The following is a 20,289-nucleotide window of genomic DNA, read 5'->3' as shown; positions in this document are numbered from 1 at the left end:
TCGATGAAATTCAGTCTGCGGAGAAAATCATGGCCGCATGACGCTGGCCGCACGTTCGGCGAAGGTCATTGGATGCACCATCTCCTTCTTTTGCGCGACCGGTTCAAAGCCGAGCTTCTGATAGAGCGGCAATGCCGCTGGATGGTCGAGCGTGCAGGTCTGCACCGTCACCCGCCTTGGTCCGTGCGACCAGGCGGCGTCGATCGCCGCACCCAGGAACCAGCGGCCAATGCCTTGGCCGGTGGCGTGCTCCATCATGCCGAAATAGGCAAGTTCCACTTCTCCCGGCAGATGCGGCTTGAGGTCGAAAAAGCCGGCCGGCGAGCCGTCGAGATACAGCACCCTGATATCCCGGTCCTCGCGATGGATCCCGGCAGAAAGCTCCTCGTCGCTCAGCCTCAGCACGTTGACCCAGTGCCATTTGCGGCCCACCCGATCCATCAAATAGCGGTAGAAATGCAGCGGAATGTCCTTGGTTTTCAGCAATGCGATCTGGCGGTTGTACGGCAGCGGCGGCGAATAGGCCGGCGGCGCATGCATTTCGAGAAACGTCACCGTGACCTCAATGTCTTCAAGCGCGCCGTTTTCCATCACAGTCAGTCCTTGCCTGTCACGACGGGCGTATCGACAAGCCCACCCCATTCGGTCCATGAACCGTCGTAGAGCCTGTTGTCGGTGTGGCCTAGCGTCTCGAGCGCCAGGGTGATCGCCGCCGCCGTAACGCCTGAGCCGCAAGAGGTGACGACCGGCTTTGACAGGTCGATGCCGGCGTCCTCGATCACCTTGCGCAACCGGTCTTTCGACAGCAACTCGCCATCCTCGGCAAGTGCCGAAAACGGCGCATTGCGCGCGCCGGGCATATGGCCCGAGCGGACGCCGGCGCGAGGCTCCGGCTCGGTACCGGCAAACCGGCCAGGCGAACGCGCGTCGGCGATCTGGCTTTCTCCGGTCTCGACGATCCGGCGCATGTCGGCCAGGCTGGCGACGCGAGCGGCATCGAAGTCGGCATGGAACACGCAAGGCGCGATCTTCGTCGGCTCCGCCGTCACCGGCCGTCCAGCCGCTTTCCAGCGATCGAAGCCGCCGTCCAATATGTAGACCTGGAACACCCCCATGACACGGAACATCCACCAGGCGCGCGGCGCCGAGAAGAAGCCCGGGCCGTCATAGACAACGATGGTGTCGTCGGCCGAAATGCCCATGGCGCCGACATATTGGGCGAAATGCTGCGGCGACGGCAGTGTGTGCGGCAGTGGGGAATCAGGATCCGAGATCGCATCGTGATCCAGGAAACGGGCGCCCGGAATGTGCGCTGCGTCATATTCGGCGCGCGCGTCGCGTTTCTGCGCCGGCAAATACCAGGACGCGTCGACGATGGTCAGGCCAGGCTCGCCGAGGCGCTTCTGCAACCAGTCCGCATCGACGGTGAAAGGGCTGTCTTCGGCCATTGTTCTTCTCCTGCCCGCCTTCGACAATCTGTTTATCAGGCCGGCTGTTTATCAGGCCGGCGGCATTGGTCCAAAGCGTATTCGGAAGCGCCGGTTCTCGCGACCCTTCTTCTCGATCTTGCCGATATGGATCTCGCCGACTTCTCCAGTGCCCTTCACATGAGTGCCGCCGCAAGGCTGGCTGTCGATCGAGGCGTTCTCGCCAATGCAGACCAAGCGGATCTTGCCCGTGCCGACCGGCGGCCGAACATTCTTCGATTTCACCAGTCCCGGATTGGCCGCCAGTTCCTCGTCGGTGATCAGCTTGACAATGACCGGGTGGTCGGCCCGCACCAATTCCATCAGCCGGGCCGTCACGTCTTCCCTGGTGAAGCCGGCATCCGGAATATCGAAATCGATACGGCTGTCGTCCTCGGAAACCGAGGCACCGGTGATCGGGAACGGGCAGACGACGGTAAGCAAGTGGCAGGCTGTGTGCATGCGCATCAGCAGATGCCGCCTCTCCCAATTGAGGGCAAGCTTTACCGGCTCGCCGACCTCAGGCACCGCCTGCTCAGGCGGCGGCACATGGATGATGTCATCCTTGGTCTCACCGGTGATGGTGGCGGCAACAGCGATCAGGCTGCCGTCGGCGCGTTCGAGGGTGCCCGTATCGCCAGGCTGCCCGCCCGACGTGGCATAGAAGATCGTCCGGTCCAGAATGATGCCGCCACGGTCGTTGACGGCGACAACCACGGCATCAGCCGTCCTGAGATAGGGGTCGTCGCGAAACAGGGCATCCGTCCTGTAAGCCATCACGCAACCTTTTCGAACGGCACCGAGATTGTGCTCGGCTGTTCCATCCAGCCCGGCACCGGCAGCTGCTTTTGACGCAGGAATTCCGGGTTGAACAATTTCGACTGATAGCGCGTACCGTAGTCGCAAAGCACGGTCACGATGGTGTGGCCTGGACCCATCTCACGTGCCAGCCGGATCGCGCCGGCAATGTTGATGCCGGTCGAGCCGCCGACGCACAGGCCTTCCTCCTGGATCAGGTCGAAGACGATCGGCAGCGCGTCCTCATCCTTGATCTGAAAGGAGAAATCCGGCGTGAACCCTTCCAGATTGGCGGTGACCCGCCCCTGCCCGATGCCTTCGGTGATCGAACTGCCTTCGGATTTCAGCTCACCGCTGGTGTAGAAGCTATAGAGCGCCGCACCGAGCGGATCGGCGAGCGCGATCTTGACGTCCTTGCTCCTGGCCTTGAGCCCGAAGGCGACCCCTGCCAGCGTTCCGCCGGAGCCGACCGCCGAGACGAAACCGTCGACCTTGCCGCCGGTCTGGGCCCAGATTTCTTCCGCCGTGGTGCGGGTATGGCCATCACGGTTGGCGACGTTGTCGAACTGATTGGCCCAGATCGCGCCGTTCGGCTCGGACCGGGCCATCTGCTCGGCCAGACGGCCCGACAGTTTCACATAATTGTTGGGGTTCTTGTAGGGAACGGCAGGCACCTCGATCAGCTCGGCGCCGAGCAATCTGATCGTGTCCTTCTTCTCCTGGCTTTGCGTCTCCGGGATGACGATTACGGTGCGGTAGCCAAGCGCCTTGGCGACCAGCGTCAATCCGATGCCGGTGTTGCCGGCCGTCCCCTCGACGATCACCCCGCCCGGCCTCAAGAGTCCGCGCTGCTCGGCGTCGCGGATGATGAACAGCGCGGCACGGTCCTTGACCGACTGGCCCGGATTCATGAATTCGGCCTTGCCCAGGATCTCGCAGCCGGTTTCTTCCGAGGCTTTGTTGAGGCGGATCAGAGGCGTATTGCCGATCGCTTCGATCACAGAACGGGGCATGGAGATTCCTTTATGCTTGCGGCCGAACCCTAGAAACCCGAAGCTTGGGTTTCAAGGCAAGAATTTGCCTGGTCCAGCGGCATTTCCGGGCTGCAATTTCCTAAAACAGATGTTGCGTTCCGCCAATCATTGAAGCTCACCATTGAAAAGCGCTCTTTTCATCCGATTTCTTCACCGCTAGAGCACAGGCCAAGAAAAAGTCGCAGGGCATAGCATGACACTCTATCGGGCCGACCCGAAGCACGGCGTCGCCTGGATTACCGGCGGCAGCAGCGGTATTGGACGCTCACTGGCCAAGGACCTTGCGGCGCAAGGCTATGTCGTCGCGGTGACGGCGCTCGACGACGATCCGATCGATACGCTTGTTGTCGAGACGGCGCAGATGCCGGGCCACGTCACGGCCTATCCTTGCGACGTCATCGACGAGAACCGCATGGCAAGGACGGTCGCGGCGATCGAGAAGGATCTCGGCCCGATCGTCTTGGCCGTGTTCAATGCCGGGAGCTATATTGCGACCGCCGGCGAAGACCTCACCGTCCGTGGATTTCGCCAGTCCTTCGATGTCAATTATTTCGGCATCATCCACGGCCTGGTGCCGGTCATCGAGCGCATGCGCGTCCGCGCGCGCGGCCATATCGTCCTGGTCGGTTCGGTCACTGCCTATTTCGGCTGGCCGACCACGGCCGCCTACGGCGGCACCAAGGCGGCGATCAATATCCTCGCCGAATCGCTGAAGTACGATTTCGACAAGATGAACGTCCGCATCCAGGTGATAAATCCGGGCTTCGTCGACACCCCGCTGACCGAGAAGAATTTGCTGCCGATGCCCGGGCTGATGCCCGTCAATCGCGCCTCGCGCCGCATGGCGCGCGGCATCAAGTCCGGCGGCTTCGAAGTCACCTTCCCGCGGCGCTTGAGCTGGGGCCTGAAGCTGCTCAGAATCCTGCCGAGACCGTTCTGCCGATGGGTCATCAGCACCGCGACCCGCTGGAAGGCACGTCCGCTTAATTTCGACCGCAAGCCGCCGAGCGAATAGACCGGCCATCAAAGTTGGCGATCCCGCCGCCGGCGGGACGTCGTTGCCTGTTTGCCATCGTGGCCATAGGTTGAGATTTATTGCGTGGAGTCTGCGATGGGGCGACGGATCGTGCTTGCGGTATCGGGTCTCGCCGTCATTCTCGTCCTTGCCTACGTCTTTGGCCCGCGCGTCCCAGCCGACACCACGATCCGTTTCGATCCTTCGGTAATCGGCGATGACCCGCAAGCCTATCTGGCACGCAAGGAGGCGGCCGTACCTGATATCCACGACGGGCTGGAAAAGGAAATCATCTGGGCCAATCCGATGGTTCACGCCAGGACGCCGCTGTCGATCGTCTATATCCACGGCTTTTCGGCGTCGAAGGGCGAGGTTCGTCCACTTCCCGACGAGGTGGCCGAAGGGCTCGACGCCAATCTTTACTACACCCGTCTCACCGGCCACGGACAGGGCGGTGCCGCAATGGCGGACGGCAGCGTCAACGCCTGGATCAACGACTATGAGGAAGCGCTCGCCATCGGCCGAGCGATCGGCGACAAGATGATCGTCATCGCCACCTCGACCGGCGGCTCGCTGGCAGCCTGGGCTGCGACGCAGCCGGGCGCATCGGACGGGGTGGCGGCAATAGCGTTCATCTCGCCGAATTTCGGCGTCAAGGCTTCCGGCGCCGAACTTCTGACCATGCCGTGGGGCAGAGAGATCGCCGAGCTGGTTGCCGGCAAGGAGCGCAGCTTCGTGCCGCGCAATGCGCTGCACGAGAAATTCTGGACCTGGCGCTATCCGATCGCGGCGACGCTGCCGATGGTGGCGCTGACCGAGCTGGCCTATGGCGCGCCGGTGGAGAAGGCGACCATCCCTGCCCTGTTCATCTTTTCCGATTCGGACAAGGTCGTGCGGCCGGACCGCACCCGCGACATCGCCGGGCGCTGGGGCGCGGCGCACGAACTGGTGCCGGTCGACGATACCGGCGATCGGGACAACCATGTCATTGCCGGAGACGCGCTGTCGCCAGCAACCACAGCTTTCCTCGCGCAGCGCATTATTGTGTGGGTACAGGCGGTGGTGAAGTAGATCTCAGGCGAAAAAGGCGACCGAAGCATCGCTCCGATCGCCTTTTCAATTGTGAGGAGCCGAGCCGACGCGACAGGCGCGGGCCCGATGCACTATCCGGTTACGCAGCCCGCGCTGCTGGCCGCTTGCCGCCGAAACGACGCTTGTTGTTGCCCTTGAACGCCTTGGCACCCTCCGGCTTGCGCTCACCGGCGAAGGCCGGCTTGTCGCCGAAGCGCTTGTTGCCGTTGTTCTGGCCGCCCGGCCGCCTGCCGTCGCGACGACCATTGCGGTCGTTGGCCGGCTCGAAGCTGCGCTCGTTCTTTTCGGCAGGATTGCGCTGCGGGTCGGGACTGCCGAGATGGTCGGCAACGATCGGCAGCTTGGTGCGGATGATGCGCTCGACCTGGCGCAGCTTGCTGTTCTCGGACGGGTCGCAAAGCGTGATCGCGATGCCATCCATGCCGTTACGACCGGTGCGGCCGATGCGGTGGACATAGCTCTCCGCCTCGTCCGGCAGATCGAAATTCACCACGTGGCTGATGCCGGGCACGTCGATGCCGCGCGCCGCGATATCGGTCGCAACAAGAATGCGCACCGAACCCTCGCGGAAATCGTTCAGCGCCTTCTGACGGGCGTTCTGCGACTTGTTGCCGTGGATGACGGCGGCCTTGAAGCCATCGCGCTCGAGATCCTTGGTCACCCTGTCGGCGCCATGCTTGGTGCGCGAAAAGATGATGACGGACTTCATCGCCTGGTCGGCGAGCATCGTCGCCAGAACCTGGCGCTTCTGCTTGGTGCGGGCAAAGACGACGCCCTGTACGATCTCGGCCGCCGCAGTGCTGTGCGGCGCCACTTCGACGCGGATCGGGTTCTTCAGCAGGCCTTTCGCCAGCTCGGCGATTTCGGCCGGCATGGTCGCCGAGAACAGCACCGTCTGACGGTCCGGCGCGGTCGCCCTGGCGATGCGCTTGACGTCGTTGATGAAGCCCATGTCGAGCATGCGGTCGCCTTCATCGAGCACCAGCCATTTGGTGTCGGCAAGCACGAGGTCGCCCTCACGCACCAGATCGGTCAGCCGGCCGGGCGTGGCAATCAAAATGTCGACGCCGGGAGCGATCTTCTTCACCTGGCTGAAGCGCGAGACGCCGCCAAGCACGAGTGCTGTCGAGACATGCGCGCCCTTGGCGAGCAGCTTGATCATCTCTTCGATCTGCACGGCGAGCTCACGCGTCGGCGCCAGGATCAGCGCACGAGCGGTCTTCGGCCGGCGCTTGGTGCCGAGCGCGATGATCTTCGACAGGATCGGCAGCGCGAACGCCGCGGTCTTGCCCGAACCGGTCTGGGCGATGCCGAAAATGTCACAGCCTTCCAGCTGCGGCGGGATCGCCTGGGCCTGGATCGGCTTCGGCTCGGTGAAGCCTGCGCCATGGGTCGCCTTGAGCAGCGCGCCCGTAATGCCAAGTGCTGCGAAACCCGAAAGTTCCCCAGTGTCTTTACCGGGCAGAGTGTTCTTGCCGGTCAGAGTGTTTTCGTTGGTCAAAATATTCTTCTTTCACGCGGCTCCTGGCCGCAAACATCGATGGCGGCAGGGCGCAACCTGCCGTCGAAAAAACTGTCATGAAAACGACAAGGCGGGCGGACGTTATCGTCCGCACGGCTGCGCTGTCGTGCCCGCAGGCATCATGCCACGGGGCTTTTTCGCCGCCTTGCCGATATGTCGGAAAGAGGGAAAACAGACGCAACCAGTCTCATTCGTCGAGAAGACCGGATAGTCCGGCCCAAGCGCCTATGCCGCCGCATATGGCCCAGTTCGCCGCGAAATGCAAGGGCCGTCATGTTGCAGCGCAGCGAACCAGTCAAGAAGAGCAGCCGTGAACGTCTGCTCAAACTTCACCCGGCCATTCCCTCGCCCCATGCTGGACGAACAGAACTTCTATTTGAGTGTCTTTCACCCGATACGCTGGCGATTGGCCAGATCCAATCCGCGCCTTCGTCATCCTAGGGCGAAGCAAGGAGCGAAGCGACGCGGCGCAGACCCTAGGATCCATGCCGTTACCCAGGCCGAAAAATGCAGCGGCTCAGAATGGCGCTTGCGTCCGCAACGGTGCCAGCTAACCTTCTACCATGACCGGCTATGCCTACATGACCGCGAGCCAAAAGCGTGGCACGATCTACATCGGCGTCACCAACGACCTAGGCCGCCGCATGCCGGAGCATAAATCCGGCCAAGGCTCGCGCTTCACCAGCCGCTACGGCGCGCAGCGTCTGGTCTGGTACGAGGAGCACTTCGATATTCGAGACGCCATCCAGCGGGAGAAGTCGCTGAAGCGCTGGCCGCGCCAGTGGAAGATCGAGCTGATCGAGAAGGCCAATCCGGAGTGGTTCGAGCTTTTTCGCGGAACCGGGTGGTAGCGTTCGGTTCAGAGCCGCTGCATTCTTCGGCTGATGTCACGGAATGGATCCTAGGGTCTGCGCCGCGTCGCTTCGCTCCTTGCTCCGCCCTAGGATGACGAAGTGGAGGGATGCTTCGGCTAATCTCGAAGGTCAGTGATTTGCCGCTGAGATCGGCCCGTTTGCGGCGGACGCTGCCCCAGCAAGCGAAGCGAGAGCGGTTGGTAAGCCGCACCTAACAGACGGCCAGCTATGCCCGCCAGCGTATCGAGATCGGCGGCGAAAGCACGCCAGCGTTGCGAAAACAAAGCAGGCCGAAAAGCGGCGCTTGCGCTCGCTTACCGCCATGATTACCACAAATCAGCTTCTTTTGGGGATCGAGCGATGAAGGACGTGCTGAAGGAACTCGAGCGCCGCCGCGCCATGGCACGCATGGGCGGCGGCAAGGCCCGTATCGACGCTCAGCACAAGAAGGGCAAACTCACCGCGCGCGAACGCATCGACGTCTTTCTCGACGAAGGCTCGTTCGAGGAGTTCGACATGTATGTCGAGCATCGGTCGACCGATTTCGGCATGGAGAAAACCAAGATCGCCGGCGACGGCGTCGTCACCGGTTGGGGCACCGTCAATGGCCGGCCGGTCTATGTCTTTGCCAAGGACTTTACCGTGTTCGGCGGCTCGCTGTCCGAGGCCCACGCCGAAAAGGTGGTCAAGGTGCAGGAGATGGCGCTGCGCAACCGCGCACCGATCATCGGCCTCTACGACGCCGGCGGCGCCCGCATCCAGGAAGGCGTGGCAGCACTTGGCGGCTATGCCGAGATCTTCCAGCGCAATGTGCTCGCCTCCGGCGTCATCCCGCAGATTTCAGTGATCATGGGCCCTTGCGCCGGCGGCGACGTCTATTCGCCGGCAATGACCGACTTCATCTTCATGGTGCGCGGCACCTCCTACATGTTCGTCACCGGCCCGGACGTGGTGAAGACCGTCACCAACGAGACGGTAACCGCCGAGAGCCTCGGCGGCGCCTTCGTCCACACGACGAAGTCGTCGATCGCCGATGGCGCTTACGACAATGACGTCGAGGCGCTGCTGCAGATGCGCCGGCTGGTCGATCTGCTGCCTGCCTCCAACACGGCTGAAATCCCCGAGATCGAATGTTATCAGTCGGTCACCGATCATGATCTGTCGCTCGACCGACTGATCCCCGACAATGCCAACAAACCTTACGACATCAAGGAGTTGATCCTTAAAGTTGCCGATGAGGGTGACTTCTTCGAGATCCAGCAGGATTTTGCAAAAAACATCGTAACCGGCTTCGGGCGCGTCGAAGGGCGCACGGTCGGCTTCGTCGCCAACCAGCCGATGGTGCTGGCCGGCGTGCTCGATTCGGACGCCAGCCGCAAAGCGGCGCGGTTCGTACGCTTCTGCGACTGTTTTTCGATTCCGATCGTCACCTTCGTCGACGTTCCAGGGTTCCTGCCCGGCACCGCGCAGGAATATGGCGGGCTGATCAAGCACGGCGCCAAGCTCTTGTTCGCCTATGCCGAAGCGACCGTCCCGAAGATCACCGTGATCACCCGAAAAGCCTATGGCGGCGCTTATGACGTGATGGCGTCGAAGCATCTGCGCGGCGACATGAACTATGCCTGGCCGACGGCGCAGATCGCAGTGATGGGCGCCAGGGGCGCGGTCGAGATCATCTATCGCAAGGACATCGGCGATGCAGAGAAGATCGCAGCACATACAAAGGCTTACGAGGATCGCTTCCTGTCGCCCTTCGTCGCCGCCGAGCGCGGCTATGTCGACGAGGTGATCATGCCGCATTCGACCCGCCGCCGCATTGCGCGTGCGCTGCGCATGCTGCGCAACAAGGACATGCAAAACCCCTGGAAGAAGCACGACAACATTCCGTTGTGAGGCGCTGATGTCGCGAAAGCGACCACAGCAAAGCTCACTCCGCTTCCGCGGCGCCGAACCCTGCGCCCATCGTCGCGCGGACGGCGCCCGACCACGGCGTGGCATGATTGTCGATGCGCATCTGGAAGATAAAATAGGTCGGCGAGCAGAAGCCGACACCTTTCACCTTGCCGATACCAGGCGTGTCGGGCGGCAGCGATTGGCACATGTAATCTTCGCGGCAGAAATGATCGGCCGAGCAAGCCGGCCGGTTGCCGCGATTGACGGCGCCGCCCAAGCACTGGTCGAAATTATTGGTCGCCACGCAGATGTCGAATTTTTTGCCGCCGACCAGCCCGCAGATCTCGTTCGGCATCGGCTTGCCCGGCTTGAAGCCGGCAAAGGCACGGTCCTTGTCATTGCATCCGCGATAGGCGATGCCGGCCGGCACACCGATCTTCGGCGGCCGGCAGGTGTAGGCGGTGCGCGACATGTCGGTGGCGAAGGCAGAGAACTGGCCGGTAATGCTGTAGCGGTCATTGAAAGGCTGCGTGCCGTTGCTGGCGATCGAGCCGGTCAGGCATGGATGGCCGGAAAACATCTTTTCGCTGTCCTTGGGCAGCAGGCATTGCGCCAGTTTCGTCCGCACCCCCGATGCCGTCGCCAGCGCCGTGCAGACGGTGCCGCCGCCGCATTGCCAGGTCGTGCCGAAGCGGGCCGCATCCTCCGGCATCAAACACGGCATCGCCATCTCGGCCGGTGCGTAAGCGACCTCGCGGGCGTCTTTCCATGCGGCCGGCGGCGCGAAGGACAGCGGGCGGAGGCGGTTCGGCTCCTTGCCGTCGGCGGTCGCACGCAGCCAGGCTTCGCGCCGCGGCATCTCCGCATGAAGATGCGGCGAGATGCCGACCTCGATGCGGTTCAGCGGCGATGTCGTCTTGTCGTCGAGGCCGATGAAATGGAAACCGGCGGTCGAACCAGCCTGATGACAACCCTGGCAGGCGCCATTGTCGAGCCGCTCGACCAGCGCTTCCGGCGTGCGCAGCAGCTTCAGCGCGGAATAGTCCAGCCCGGAAAAATCCGCGGGCTGGAACAGCGGCGTGAACGGGTGATTGGCCTGCCTTGCGCTGCCGAAAGTCGACCACGAGACGACTTTTTTGGCCAGGAATTCATCCGGGATTTCGTAGACGCCGAGATCGACCGCCGCGACATTGGCGCTGATATAGTCGGAAAGTTTTGCTTTCAGCGCGGCGTCGTCGGCAAGCCGCGCCAAGTCGGGCGTGTTTTCCAGCGGCTTTTCGCTGACCGTCTCTCCACCGACGCCAAAAATCCGCATGAGGTAGGCAGCCTGGCCGCCAAATTCGGTCTCCTGGCCGGAGGGAAAGCGCACAATCTGGGCGTTGAGCTCGAGCTGCTTGAAGCTCAGCCCGGCCCTTTCAAGCGGCCCGCCGATGAGCCAGCCGATATCGACGGTCTCGTCGAGCTGCGGCGTCCAGCGTCCGGCAACGCCGACGCAGCCGCCATCGGCGTCCGGCGCGGCGCTATAGATGGCATTGAAATTGAACGGCAAGCGCGAGGCCAGAACCTTGCCGTTTTTCTTGAAGCTGTAGGCAAGGCGGTAGATGAAACGGACCTCGCCGCAGCCCCCATCGCCTCCTATTTCGGCGAAATCACGCCGATCGAGCCGGTTGACGACACCGACCAGCCGAAAGCGCGCGGCGTCGGTCTTCAGCCAGCGCATGTCGATGATGCGGCCGACATTGCCGTCGGTGACTTCGTAGAGCGACCGCCCGCCAGCCTTCATCTCGGCGCGCAGCGCGGCGACATCGCCGGCAATCGTTTCGATGATCCGATGATAGGCCGGCGCCCTGTCGTAGAGCGTCTTCAGGTCGCCCTTGCCGTCGACATCGAAAATGCCGGCGAAATCAAAACCCCTGGCGTCGAGAGCGGCCAGCACGGCCGGATCGTCGACGATCATCACCGGACCTTCGGCGCGCGCCAGGCTGGCCAAGAAAAAATTGGCGAGAATCACGGCGATCAGGGCGAGCCGACGGTTCATTCAGCGGTTATCCTGTTGCGATTTTCGGCAAGCTCGCGCAGCACCGGCACCAGCGCCAGCGGCAAGTCTTCAGCGATCAGCCCAGGTCCGAAACGGCTGCCGGCCTCAGCATGAATCCAGACCGCCGCGCAGGCGGCTTCGAAAGCCGGCATGCCTTGTGCCAGGAGGCCGGCGATGATGCCCGACAGCACGTCGCCCGAACCGGCGGTGGCCAGCCATGGCGCGCCGTTGCCGTTGATCGCCGCCCTGCCATCGGGCGCCGCGATCACCGTGTCCGCGCCCTTGTAGACGACGATGGCGCCGGCGCGCGCGGCGGCAGTGCGCGCCTTGGCCAGCTTGGACAGGGTCTTGTCTCCGGCGATGTCCGCAAACAGCCTGGCGAATTCGCCCTCATGCGGCGTCAGCACCAACGCTGGCGCGTTCGGGCGACGGGCGGCGACGAACAGAACGTCGGGCTTATCGCGAAACGCGGTGATGCCATCGGCATCGAGCACCAGCCCGTCGACCTTGCCGTCTTGCCGGTCTCCGGCGGCCAGCACGCCGAGGGCAAAATCGCGTGTTTTTTCGCCGACGCCAAATCCGGGTCCGAGGACGAACGCCGATGGCCGGCGGCCGTCGATGAATTCCTGCACGTCCGCGATGCTGTCGGCCTTTTTCAGCATGATCGAAGTCAGATGCGCGGCATTCACCTGCACGGCGTTCGCCGGCGACAGCACGGTCACCGCCCCTGCCCCGCTTCTGGCCGCGGCAAGCGCCGATAGCCGTGCGGCACCCGTCGCCGATGGCCCGCCGGAAAAGACGCCGACATGGCCGCGCCTGTATTTATGCGCGTCGACGGCTGGGATCGGGAAATTTTCGAGCCAAAGCGGCGGGATGTTCTCGAAGGTGAGCGGTTCAAGCTGCGCAACGATATCGTCGCTAATGCCGATGTCGGCAAGCACCAGCTCGCCGCACATCCCGCGCCCAGGCAACAACAGATGGCCGGGCTTTTTTCGCGCAAACGTCACCGTGATTCGGGCGCGGAATGCCCGGCCGAAAATCTGGCCGCTCTCGCCTGACACGCCCGAGGGCAGATCGACCGCTACGACAGGCAGGTTCAGTTCTGTCGCAACCTCGACCGCCCTGGCGGCATCACCGGACAGCGGCTTCGACAGCCCCGCCCCATAAAGCGCATCGACCAGGATCGAACCTTTATCGGCAGCAAATTCCGACAGTGGCCGGGGCCTGACCGGGCATTCCGACGCGGCGAGCGCCGCGTCGCTGCCGGCTTTGGGAGAGCCGGATGCCCACAGCAAGACGTCGACGGCGCTGTCCCTTAGAATGCGGGCGACGACATAGCCATCGCCGCCATTGTTGCCGGGCCCGCACAGCACGTGGACGCGCCTGGCAGCCGGGAAATGGGCGAGCACCACCGCAGCGACTGCGGAACCTGCATTGCGCATCAGGCCAATGCCGTCGCGTGGTCCGGCGGAAATCGTCAACCGGTCGGCCTCAGCCATTTCGGCCGGAGACAGAATTTCATTGCTCATGGATGCCGATCCGCATTGGCTCAAGCCCGATCCTGTGGTCAAACCCGATCCCTGTGGTCAAACCCCGATCCTTGTGGTCAAACCCCGATCCTTGTGGTCAAACCCCGATCCCTGTGGTCAAACATTGTCCAGTTTTCGGTTCGAAGCAAACGGCGATGAAATGGCACACTCTGTAAGCACATCGTTAGGGACAATGGCGTCGTCGAAGCACAATTGCCCGCGAAATGCTCTATCTGCCCAATTATTGTGCGGACGGTAGCGCCGACAATGTGTAGGTTCCCAGTATCCATGGCGCATCCAACGCAGCGAATGACGCGAATTTAGCCCTCAACGCGGCATGGCATCGAAATCGCGTGATACCGCTTCGAATCCCCTCAAATTGGCACAGTTCGTGCTTGAAAGAGGCGCAAGCGGGGCTCACAACCCGTCTTTTTTGACAGTGGAGGCCACTTTTTACATGAAAAAGATCGAAGCGATCATCAAGCCGTTCAAGCTAGACGAAGTGAAGGAAGCGCTTCAGGAGGCCGGGCTGCAAGGCATCACCGTAACGGAGGCCAAGGGTTTTGGCCGGCAGAAGGGCCATACCGAACTCTATCGCGGCGCTGAATATGTCGTGGATTTTCTGCCCAAGGTGAAGATCGAGGTCGTGCTCGGCGACGACGCGGTCGAAGGCGCGATCGAAGCCATTCGCAAGGCGGCCCAGACCGGCCGCATCGGCGACGGCAAGATCTTCGTCTCCAACATCGAGGAAGTCGTGCGCATCCGCACCGGCGAAACAGGGATGGACGCGGTCTGAGGATTCTGATTTCAGATCATCTCCTCGAAACGTCATCAGACAGGGAAACATGACATGACGACAGCCAAAGACATCATGAAGCAGATCAAGGACAACGACGTGAAATTCGTTGACCTGCGCTTCACAGATCCGAAGGGCAAGCTGCAGCACGTGACGATGGATGTCGTTGAGGTCGAGGAAGACATGTTTGCCGACGGCGTCATGTTCGACGGGTCCTCCATCGCCGGCTGGAAGGCGATCAACGAGTCCGACATGGTGCTGATGCCCGACACCGAGACGGTGCATATGGACCCGTTCTTCGCGCAGTCGACCATGGTCATCCTGTGCGATATCCTCGATCCGATCTCCGGAGAATCCTACAACCGCGACCCGCGCGGCACCGCCAAGAAAGCTGAAGCCTATATGAAGGCGGAAGGCATCGGCGATCAGATCTTCGTCGGCCCGGAAGCTGAGTTCTTCGTGTTCGACGACGTCAAGTACAAGGCCGATCCGTACAACACCGGCTTCAAGCTCGACTCCACCGAATTGCCGTCCAACGACGACACTGACTACGAGACCGGCAATCTGGGCCACCGCCCGCGCATCAAGGGCGGCTATTTCCCGGTGCCGCCGATCGACTCGGCGCAGGACATGCGCTCCGAAATGCTGACCGTGCTCGCCGAAATGGGCGTGCGTGTCGAAAAGCACCACCACGAAGTGGCCGCTGCCCAGCACGAGCTCGGCATCAAGTTCGACACGCTAGTCCGCAACGCCGACAAGATGCTGATCTACAAATATGTCGTGCACCAGGTCGCCAATGCCTACGGCAAGACGGCCACCTTCATGCCGAAGCCGGTGTTCGGCGACAACGGCTCGGGCATGCACGTCCACCAGTCGATCTGGAAGGAAGGCAAGCCGACCTTCGCCGGCAATGAATATGCCGGCCTCTCGGAGAGCTGCCTGTTTTACATCGGCGGCATCATCAAGCACGCCAAGGCGATCAATGCCTTCACCAACCCGCTGACCAACTCCTACAAGCGCCTGGTGCCGGGCTATGAAGCGCCGGTGCTGCTCGCCTATTCGGCGCGCAACCGCTCCGCCTCCTGCCGCATCCCGTTCGGCTCGTCGCCGAAATCCAAGCGCGTCGAGGTCCGCTTCCCCGATCCGGGCGCGAACCCCTACCTCGCCTTTGCCGCCATGCTGATGGCCGGGCTCGACGGCATCAAGAACAAGATCCATCCCGGCCAGCCAATGGACAAGGACCTCTACGACCTGCCGCCGAAGGAACTGAAGAAGATCCCGACCGTGTGCGGCTCGCTGCGCGAAGCGCTGCAGAGCCTCGACAAGGACCGCGGCTTCCTGAAGGCCGGCGGCGTCTTCGACGACGACCAGATCGACAGCTATATCGAGCTCAAGATGGCCGAAGTGATGCGCTTCGAAATGACCCCGCACCCGGTCGAGTATGACATGTATTACTCGGTCTGAGCGGACGAGCTAAGCGACAAACAAAACCCCGCCGGAGCGATCCGGCGGGGTTTTTGTTTGGGATGGCGAACACTCAATCCAGCAGTTGGTGTTGTCGCCCTGACAAAAGGCCGACGCGACGGAGAGCAGTCACGGCGCAGACACTCAGTTCCGCGCCGTGACGCGTGCTCAAGCGGCAGCCGAAACCTCGGCGCTGGTCGGGACGGAGGCGATCGTCTTCAGGATCTGCGAAGCGATCTGGTAGGGGTCGCCCTGCGAGTTCGGGCGGCGATCCTCGAGATAGCCCTTGTAGCCATTGTTGATGAAGGAATGCGGCACGCGGATCGAGGCGCCGCGGTCGGCGATGCCATAGCTGAACCTGTTCCATGGCGCGGTCTCATGCTTGCCGGTCAGACGCTTGTCGTTGTCCGGCCCGTAGACGGCGATGTGATCCATCAGGTTCTTGTCGAAGGCGGCCATCAGTGCCTCGAAATAGTCCTTGCCGCCGACTTCCCGCATGTAAGCGGTCGAGAAGTTGGCGTGCATGCCGGAACCGTTCCAGTCGGTGTCGCCGAGCGGCTTGCAGTGATATTCGATATCGATGCCGTATTTCTCGGTGAGGCGCTGCATCAGGTAGCGGGCCATCCACATCTGGTCGGCGGCCTTCTTGGAGCCCTTGCCAAAAATCTGGAATTCCCACTGGCCCTTGGCCACCTCGGCGTTGATGCCTTCATGGTTGATGCCGGCGGCAAGGCAGAAGTCGAGATGCTCCTCGACGATCTGCCTGGCGACGCTGCCGACGTTGCTGTAGCCGACGCCGGTGTAGTACGGGCCTTGCGGCGCGGGGTAGCCGCTCTCGGGGAAGCCGAGCGGGCGGCCATCCTTGTAGAAGAAATACTCCTGCTCGAAGCCGAACCAGGCGCCCTCGTCGTCGAGGATGGTGGCGCGCTTGTTGGATGCATGCGGCGTCACGCCGTCCGGCATCATGACTTCGCACATGACGAGCACGCCATTGCTGCGCGCGGGGTCGGGATAGATGGCGACCGGCTTCAGCACGCAGTCGGACGAGTGGCCTTCGGCCTGCATGGTCGAGGAACCGTCGAAGCCCCACAGCGGAAGCTGGTCGAGCGTCGGGAATTCGGCATATTCCTTGATCTGCGTCTTTCCACGAAGGTTGGGAACCGGGGTGTATCCATCGAGCCAAATGTACTCGAGCTTGTATTTCGTCATTCTAGCCTCTCGTTGCTTTGATCACCGAACCTTGGACGGCGCCGGCATGCCAGCCACCCTGCAGCCGACCTGCCGGATTATCAGAAAGCAATTCGTGTGCCATTTTCACCGGCCAAGGATGCGACAAAACTGACGCCGCATCCCGACAAATCCGCTGCCGCGTAATCGCAATGCGTCCGGATCAATCACAAGCATGTTCTGCATAAATAACAGGCAGATACTGATCTTTTTATAATCATATTGCCTAACCGGATTGCAGAACCTATCTTCGGGAAAGATTGAATCGGCAAGGCTCTGCAGAAGAAGGGAGACCGACAATGGAAATCACTCCTACCCGTCAGTCGGCCAAAATCCTGATGTTCCCGGTGGCAGCGCGCGCTTCTGCCTCAAATTTAAGCGGAAAGGCTAAGTTCGCGGCAGAACTTGCTTCATTGCGCAACCGTACGGATTTCGGAAGCGGCTGGTATCACGAAGCGGCCATCGAGGAAGAAAAACAGGGCCGGAAGAGCTAAACCATTCCTCCGCATCGCTTTTGACGAATTGCAAAGCAAAGCCCGGCGCGATCACTCGCGCCGGGCTTTTCATTTTTGCTGTCAGGCGAGGATCAGGTCTTGGCGTGCAAGTCCGTTCCCAGCGTATCCCTAACAAAGATCGTACCGATGACCAGCGACATCGCAGCGATCACCACCGGATACCAGAGGCCGTAATAGATATCGCCGCTGTAGGCGCTGAGCGCGAACACCGTCGCCGGCAGCAGGCCGCCGAACCAGCCATTGCCGATGTGATAGGGCAACGACATGCCGGTATAGCGGATGCGGGTCGGGAACATTTCTACCAGGATCGCGGCGATCGGTCCGTAGACCATGGTCACGTAAAGGACCAGGATGAACAGGATGCCGATGACCCTTGCCCAGCTGACCTGTTCAGGGTCGGCAAACATCGCAAAGGCGCCTGCTCCCGGGACGCTGTAGACCGTGATCTCGGGCGCTCCCGCCGCGGCCTCATCGGCCGTCAGCAGCTTGTCCTTGATCGCCTTGTCGGCCGCAACCGTCGTCTTGTCGCCGGCACGGATTGCGGCGGCGTCGAGCTTCAGCTCCGGATTGGCCGCGACGAAGGCTTCAAGCTTCTGGTCTGCGACCTTGGCCGCACCACGCTTCAACGGATAGCCGCCGTCCCGCAAGGCAATGTTGATTGCCTTCTTGAACGCGGCATCGCTTGAAGTTGCCTTGTCTGCGGCTGCCACGGCGTCATAGGACGCCACCGTTGCGGTGCCGATCTTGACACTGGCCGCGGTCCCCGGCGCCGCCGTGGTGACGATGTCATAGGGCACCGAGCTCTTGGCAAGGAAATCCGTCGCAATATCGCACGATGTCAGAGGCTTGCGCGTTCCGGTCGGATTGAACTGGAACTTGCAGTCGCCAGGCGCAGCGGTGATCGTGGCACGGGTGTTTTGCTGCGCGGTGGCGAGCGCCGGGTTGGCTGCCCAGGTCAGCGCCTTGAACAGCGGGAAGGTGGTGACGATCGCCAGCGCCAGGCCCGCCATGATGATCGGCTTGCGGCCGATCTTGTCGGAGAGCCAGCCGAACACGACAAAGAAGATCGTGCCGAGCGCCAGCGCGATGGCGATCATGATGTTGACCGACTGGCCGTCGACCTTGAGCACGTTCTGCAGGAAAAACAGCGCGTAGAATTGGCCGTTGTACCAAACCACGGCCTGGCCGGCAGTAAGGCCGAAAAGCGCCAAAATGGCGATCTTGGCATTTTTCCACTGTCCGAAGGCTTCCGTCAGCGGCGCCTTGGAGCCCTTACCCTCGTCCTTCATGCGCTGGAAGGTCGGCGATTCGGCAAGCGACAGGCGAATCCAGACCGATATGCCGAGCAGAATGGCTGAGAGCAGGAATGGAACACGCCAGCCCCAAGCCTCGAAATCCTCCTTACTCAGCGAATTTTGCACGATAAGGATGACGACCAGCGACAGGAACAGGCCGAGCGTCGCCGTCGTCTGGATCCACGATGTGTAGAAGCCGCGGCGGTCGTCGGGCGCATGCTCGGCCACATAGGTCGCCGCACCGCCATATTCACCACCGAGCGCCAGGCCCTGCAGCATGCGCAGCGCAATCAGGATAATAGGCGCTGCAATGCCCCAGCTTGCCGAACCAGGCAGCAGGCCGACCAGGAAGGTCGACAGGCCCATGATCATGATAGTGACGAGAAAGGTGTATTTGCGACCTACGAGATCACCGATGCGGCCAAACACCAGCGCGCCGAACGGGCGCACGAGGAAGCCAGCGGCGAAAACCAGCAGCGTAAAGATGTTGCGCGTCGCTTCCGGATACGAGTTGAAGAATGTCGAGCCGATCGCTGCCGCCAATGCGCCGTAGAGATAGAAATCGTACCATTCGAAAACGGTGCCGAGCGAGGAGGCGAAGATGACTTTCTTCTCTTCCCGCGTCATTCCGCGGCTTGCTCTGCCGGCGGTCGCTGCCATTGCCATGAATTCGTCCTCCCGTGACATCTCGCTGTGCTTGATGCTGCGCGGTGTCGCCTCTGGACACGAACTCGGGCAGCTATCGCCGCGAGAAGTGACAGAAAGCGCCGCCCAGAGGCAGCCCGTCTTTGGGATTATGACTTTGGTCCAATGCATCGGCCCGAACATCGGAAGCGATGTTCGGAAAGCACGATGCATAGATTCAAAGTGTTAGAGCGTATTTTGCACGTCCAACTGGAACGCACGTCGCTCTAATAGGGCAAGGCGAAACGAATGAGGGCGGCGATTGCCGTCAGCCCTTGAGCGCCTCGAGGAGACCGACGGCGGCCATCATGTCGCGCTTGCGGTGGGCACGGCGGGCGACGGCTTCCGCGTCATGGCCCCAGTGCTCGGCCTGCCAGTCCTCGTCGACATGGCCGGCGGCCCAGGCTGCCTCGCCGTCGATCTCGCCGAAATCGACGGCCAGCGCCAGCAGTGCCGATCCCGTCAGCGACGTCATGACGTGGATGGCGGCAAGCCGGAGCGGGTCGGCACGCTGGGCAAGATGAACGCCGAGCACCGCGATGCTCTCGCGCGGCTGCTCGACATGGATCACCCCTTCGGCGAGTTGAAACCGGGCGCCGAGCGCGCTCCGCGCCCAATCGATGACGGGGTCCCAATATTCGTTCTGCCGATCGACGAGCCCTTGGGGGGCGTCGGCGCGATAGCAGAGCAGGTCGGACGAGGCAAAGCGCAGGATGTCTTCCAAAACCGCCTGCGGGTCGCTGGCGACGCCGTCGATGGCCGTGTTGACCAGACGCATGACCGGCATCGTCATCGGGTCGATCGTCTCGCCTTGCGCGGCGAACTCGCCGGCGACCAGAGCGGCGGCTTTTTCGGTCGGCAGGATCAGAAGCGCTTTGCCCGGCGTACGGACCGGCTTGCCATCGAGATGAACCGCAAAACCAGCTTCGGCCGGTGCGACCGAGACGGTTTTGTAAAAGCGTTTCGGCAGGTGCGTCTTCATCTGGATCTGGGCACGGCGCACCGGATCCGGATCGGAAAGCTGCTTTCCCGCTTCGAGGTCGTTGAGAATATCGCGCATGCCGGAG

The 20,289-nt window shown here is 62.1% G+C and carries 17 protein-coding genes; 7 read left to right on the top strand and 10 right to left on the bottom strand.

Annotation, left to right across the window (positions count from 1 at the left end; genetic code table 11):
* Nucleotides 1-27: 27 nt before the first annotated feature.
* From AC0L2M_RS24315 to AC0L2M_RS24300, 4 genes are read right to left on the bottom strand one after another with little or no spacing between them, the layout of a single operon-like run.
* Nucleotides 28-591: a GNAT family N-acetyltransferase gene (locus AC0L2M_RS24315; RefSeq protein ID WP_027154015.1), complete on the bottom strand. Its 564-nt coding sequence runs from the start codon at nucleotides 589-591 to the stop codon at nucleotides 28-30.
* A gap of 5 nt (nucleotides 592-596) precedes the next feature.
* Nucleotides 597-1,448 (bottom strand): 3-mercaptopyruvate sulfurtransferase, encoded by an 852-nt coding sequence (gene sseA, locus AC0L2M_RS24310; RefSeq protein WP_236372930.1) that lies wholly within the window; start codon nucleotides 1,446-1,448, stop codon nucleotides 597-599.
* Between the two features lie 51 nt (nucleotides 1,449-1,499).
* Complete coding sequence (locus tag AC0L2M_RS24305) at nucleotides 1,500-2,243, bottom strand: alanyl-tRNA editing protein (protein ID WP_473536100.1); 744 nt, start codon at nucleotides 2,241-2,243, stop codon at nucleotides 1,500-1,502.
* The gene (locus tag AC0L2M_RS24300) at nucleotides 2,243-3,277 is read right to left on the bottom strand and encodes a cysteine synthase A (RefSeq protein WP_287342281.1); all 1,035 of its coding nucleotides are present in this window, start codon (nucleotides 3,275-3,277) and stop codon (nucleotides 2,243-2,245) included. Before AC0L2M_RS24300 ends, AC0L2M_RS24305 begins: the two co-directional genes overlap by 1 nt.
* A 214-nt stretch (nucleotides 3,278-3,491) precedes the next feature.
* Between AC0L2M_RS24300 and AC0L2M_RS24295 the strand changes: the two genes are divergently transcribed.
* Nucleotides 3,492-4,313 (top strand): SDR family oxidoreductase, encoded by an 822-nt coding sequence (locus AC0L2M_RS24295; protein WP_287342280.1) that lies wholly within the window; start codon nucleotides 3,492-3,494, stop codon nucleotides 4,311-4,313.
* Nucleotides 4,314-4,409: 96 nt separating this feature from the next.
* On the top strand, nucleotides 4,410-5,384 hold the full coding sequence (locus tag AC0L2M_RS24290) for an alpha/beta hydrolase (protein ID WP_473536099.1): 975 nt from the start codon (nucleotides 4,410-4,412) through the stop codon (nucleotides 5,382-5,384).
* Between the two features lie 100 nt (nucleotides 5,385-5,484).
* On the opposite strand, the gene AC0L2M_RS24285 is transcribed toward AC0L2M_RS24290, so the two are convergent.
* Nucleotides 5,485-6,906 (bottom strand): DEAD/DEAH box helicase, encoded by a 1,422-nt coding sequence (locus AC0L2M_RS24285; protein ID WP_473536098.1) that lies wholly within the window; start codon nucleotides 6,904-6,906, stop codon nucleotides 5,485-5,487.
* Between the two features lie 584 nt (nucleotides 6,907-7,490).
* On the opposite strand from AC0L2M_RS24285, the gene AC0L2M_RS24280 reads away from it, so the two are divergent.
* Both AC0L2M_RS24280 and AC0L2M_RS24275 read left to right on the top strand, forming a co-directional pair.
* Nucleotides 7,491-7,778, top strand: coding sequence for a GIY-YIG nuclease family protein (locus tag AC0L2M_RS24280; RefSeq protein WP_023799262.1), 288 nt, complete (start codon nucleotides 7,491-7,493; stop codon nucleotides 7,776-7,778).
* Nucleotides 7,779-8,141: 363 nt separating this feature from the next.
* Nucleotides 8,142-9,674 carry an acyl-CoA carboxylase subunit beta gene (locus AC0L2M_RS24275; protein ID WP_287327910.1) on the top strand — a complete coding sequence of 511 codons (1,533 nt, stop codon included), beginning with the start codon at nucleotides 8,142-8,144 and terminating at the stop codon, nucleotides 9,672-9,674.
* 34 nt (nucleotides 9,675-9,708) lie between these two features.
* Here AC0L2M_RS24275 and AC0L2M_RS24270 read toward each other — a convergent pair whose 3' ends face one another.
* Complete coding sequence (locus AC0L2M_RS24270) at nucleotides 9,709-11,712, bottom strand: hypothetical protein (protein ID WP_473536097.1); 2,004 nt, start codon at nucleotides 11,710-11,712, stop codon at nucleotides 9,709-9,711.
* Entirely contained in the window at nucleotides 11,709-13,241 is a 1,533-nt protein-coding gene (locus AC0L2M_RS24265) for an NAD(P)H-hydrate dehydratase (RefSeq protein ID WP_287342274.1), read from the bottom strand. The genes AC0L2M_RS24270 and AC0L2M_RS24265 overlap by 4 nt, the downstream gene beginning before the upstream one ends.
* Before the next feature lie 457 nt (nucleotides 13,242-13,698).
* Between AC0L2M_RS24265 and AC0L2M_RS24260 the strand changes: the two genes are divergently transcribed.
* Together AC0L2M_RS24260 and glnA are read left to right on the top strand one after the other, a co-directional pair.
* A complete protein-coding gene (locus AC0L2M_RS24260; protein WP_006205430.1) occupies nucleotides 13,699-14,037 on the top strand; it encodes a P-II family nitrogen regulator in 339 nt (112 codons plus the stop codon).
* A gap of 54 nt (nucleotides 14,038-14,091) precedes the next feature.
* Nucleotides 14,092-15,501 carry a type I glutamate--ammonia ligase gene (glnA, locus tag AC0L2M_RS24255; protein ID WP_287342273.1) on the top strand — a complete coding sequence of 470 codons (1,410 nt, stop codon included), beginning with the start codon at nucleotides 14,092-14,094 and terminating at the stop codon, nucleotides 15,499-15,501.
* A 168-nt stretch (nucleotides 15,502-15,669) separates the two neighbouring features.
* On the opposite strand, the gene AC0L2M_RS24250 is transcribed toward glnA, so the two are convergent.
* Nucleotides 15,670-16,710, bottom strand: a complete 1,041-nt coding sequence (locus tag AC0L2M_RS24250) for a glutamine synthetase beta-grasp domain-containing protein (protein ID WP_473478981.1) — start codon at nucleotides 16,708-16,710, stop codon at nucleotides 15,670-15,672.
* A 317-nt stretch (nucleotides 16,711-17,027) separates the two neighbouring features.
* Between AC0L2M_RS24250 and AC0L2M_RS24245 the strand changes: the two genes are divergently transcribed.
* The gene (locus AC0L2M_RS24245; RefSeq protein ID WP_473536096.1) at nucleotides 17,028-17,222 is read left to right on the top strand and encodes a DUF2735 domain-containing protein; all 195 of its coding nucleotides are present in this window, start codon (nucleotides 17,028-17,030) and stop codon (nucleotides 17,220-17,222) included.
* 92 nt (nucleotides 17,223-17,314) lie between these two features.
* Here the strand turns inward: AC0L2M_RS24245 and AC0L2M_RS24240 are convergent, their stop codons facing one another.
* Both AC0L2M_RS24240 and AC0L2M_RS24235 read right to left on the bottom strand, forming a co-directional pair.
* Entirely contained in the window at nucleotides 17,315-19,204 is a 1,890-nt protein-coding gene (locus tag AC0L2M_RS24240) for an MFS transporter (protein ID WP_473536095.1), read from the bottom strand.
* A gap of 286 nt (nucleotides 19,205-19,490) precedes the next feature.
* A complete protein-coding gene (locus AC0L2M_RS24235; protein WP_023799269.1) occupies nucleotides 19,491-20,282 on the bottom strand; it encodes an ATP12 family chaperone protein in 792 nt (263 codons plus the stop codon).
* Nucleotides 20,283-20,289 lie beyond the last annotated feature (7 nt).

The sequence above is a fragment of the Mesorhizobium sp. WSM4806 genome, assembly GCF_055811635.1.
This window is presented reverse-complemented; position numbering and strand designations above follow the sequence as displayed.

Bases quoted from the DNA above. Each gene is read 5' to 3' on its own strand.
- AC0L2M_RS24315 (WP_027154015.1), bottom strand. From the start codon at position 591: ATGGAAAACGGCGCGCTTGAAGACATTGAGGTCACGGTGACGTTTCTC.
- sseA (WP_236372930.1), bottom strand. From the start codon at position 1,448: ATGGCCGAAGACAGCCCTTTCACCGTCGATGCGGACTGGTTGCAGAAG.
- AC0L2M_RS24305 (WP_473536100.1), bottom strand. From the start codon at position 2,243: ATGGCTTACAGGACGGATGCCCTGTTTCGCGACGACCCCTATCTCAGG.
- AC0L2M_RS24300 (WP_287342281.1), bottom strand. From the start codon at position 3,277: ATGCCCCGTTCTGTGATCGAAGCGATCGGCAATACGCCTCTGATCCGC.
- AC0L2M_RS24295 (WP_287342280.1), top strand. From the start codon at position 3,492: ATGACACTCTATCGGGCCGACCCGAAGCACGGCGTCGCCTGGATTACC.
- AC0L2M_RS24290 (WP_473536099.1), top strand. From the start codon at position 4,410: ATGGGGCGACGGATCGTGCTTGCGGTATCGGGTCTCGCCGTCATTCTC.
- AC0L2M_RS24280 (WP_023799262.1), top strand. From the start codon at position 7,491: ATGACCGGCTATGCCTACATGACCGCGAGCCAAAAGCGTGGCACGATC.
- AC0L2M_RS24275 (WP_287327910.1), top strand. From the start codon at position 8,142: ATGAAGGACGTGCTGAAGGAACTCGAGCGCCGCCGCGCCATGGCACGC.
- AC0L2M_RS24270 (WP_473536097.1), bottom strand. From the start codon at position 11,712: ATGAACCGTCGGCTCGCCCTGATCGCCGTGATTCTCGCCAATTTTTTC.
- AC0L2M_RS24265 (WP_287342274.1), bottom strand. From the start codon at position 13,241: ATGAGCAATGAAATTCTGTCTCCGGCCGAAATGGCTGAGGCCGACCGG.
- AC0L2M_RS24260 (WP_006205430.1), top strand. From the start codon at position 13,699: ATGAAAAAGATCGAAGCGATCATCAAGCCGTTCAAGCTAGACGAAGTG.
- glnA (WP_287342273.1), top strand. From the start codon at position 14,092: ATGACGACAGCCAAAGACATCATGAAGCAGATCAAGGACAACGACGTG.
- AC0L2M_RS24250 (WP_473478981.1), bottom strand. From the start codon at position 16,710: ATGACGAAATACAAGCTCGAGTACATTTGGCTCGATGGATACACCCCG.
- AC0L2M_RS24245 (WP_473536096.1), top strand. From the start codon at position 17,028: ATGGAAATCACTCCTACCCGTCAGTCGGCCAAAATCCTGATGTTCCCG.
- AC0L2M_RS24240 (WP_473536095.1), bottom strand. From the start codon at position 19,204: ATGGCAATGGCAGCGACCGCCGGCAGAGCAAGCCGCGGAATGACGCGG.
- AC0L2M_RS24235 (WP_023799269.1), bottom strand. From the start codon at position 20,282: ATGCGCGATATTCTCAACGACCTCGAAGCGGGAAAGCAGCTTTCCGAT.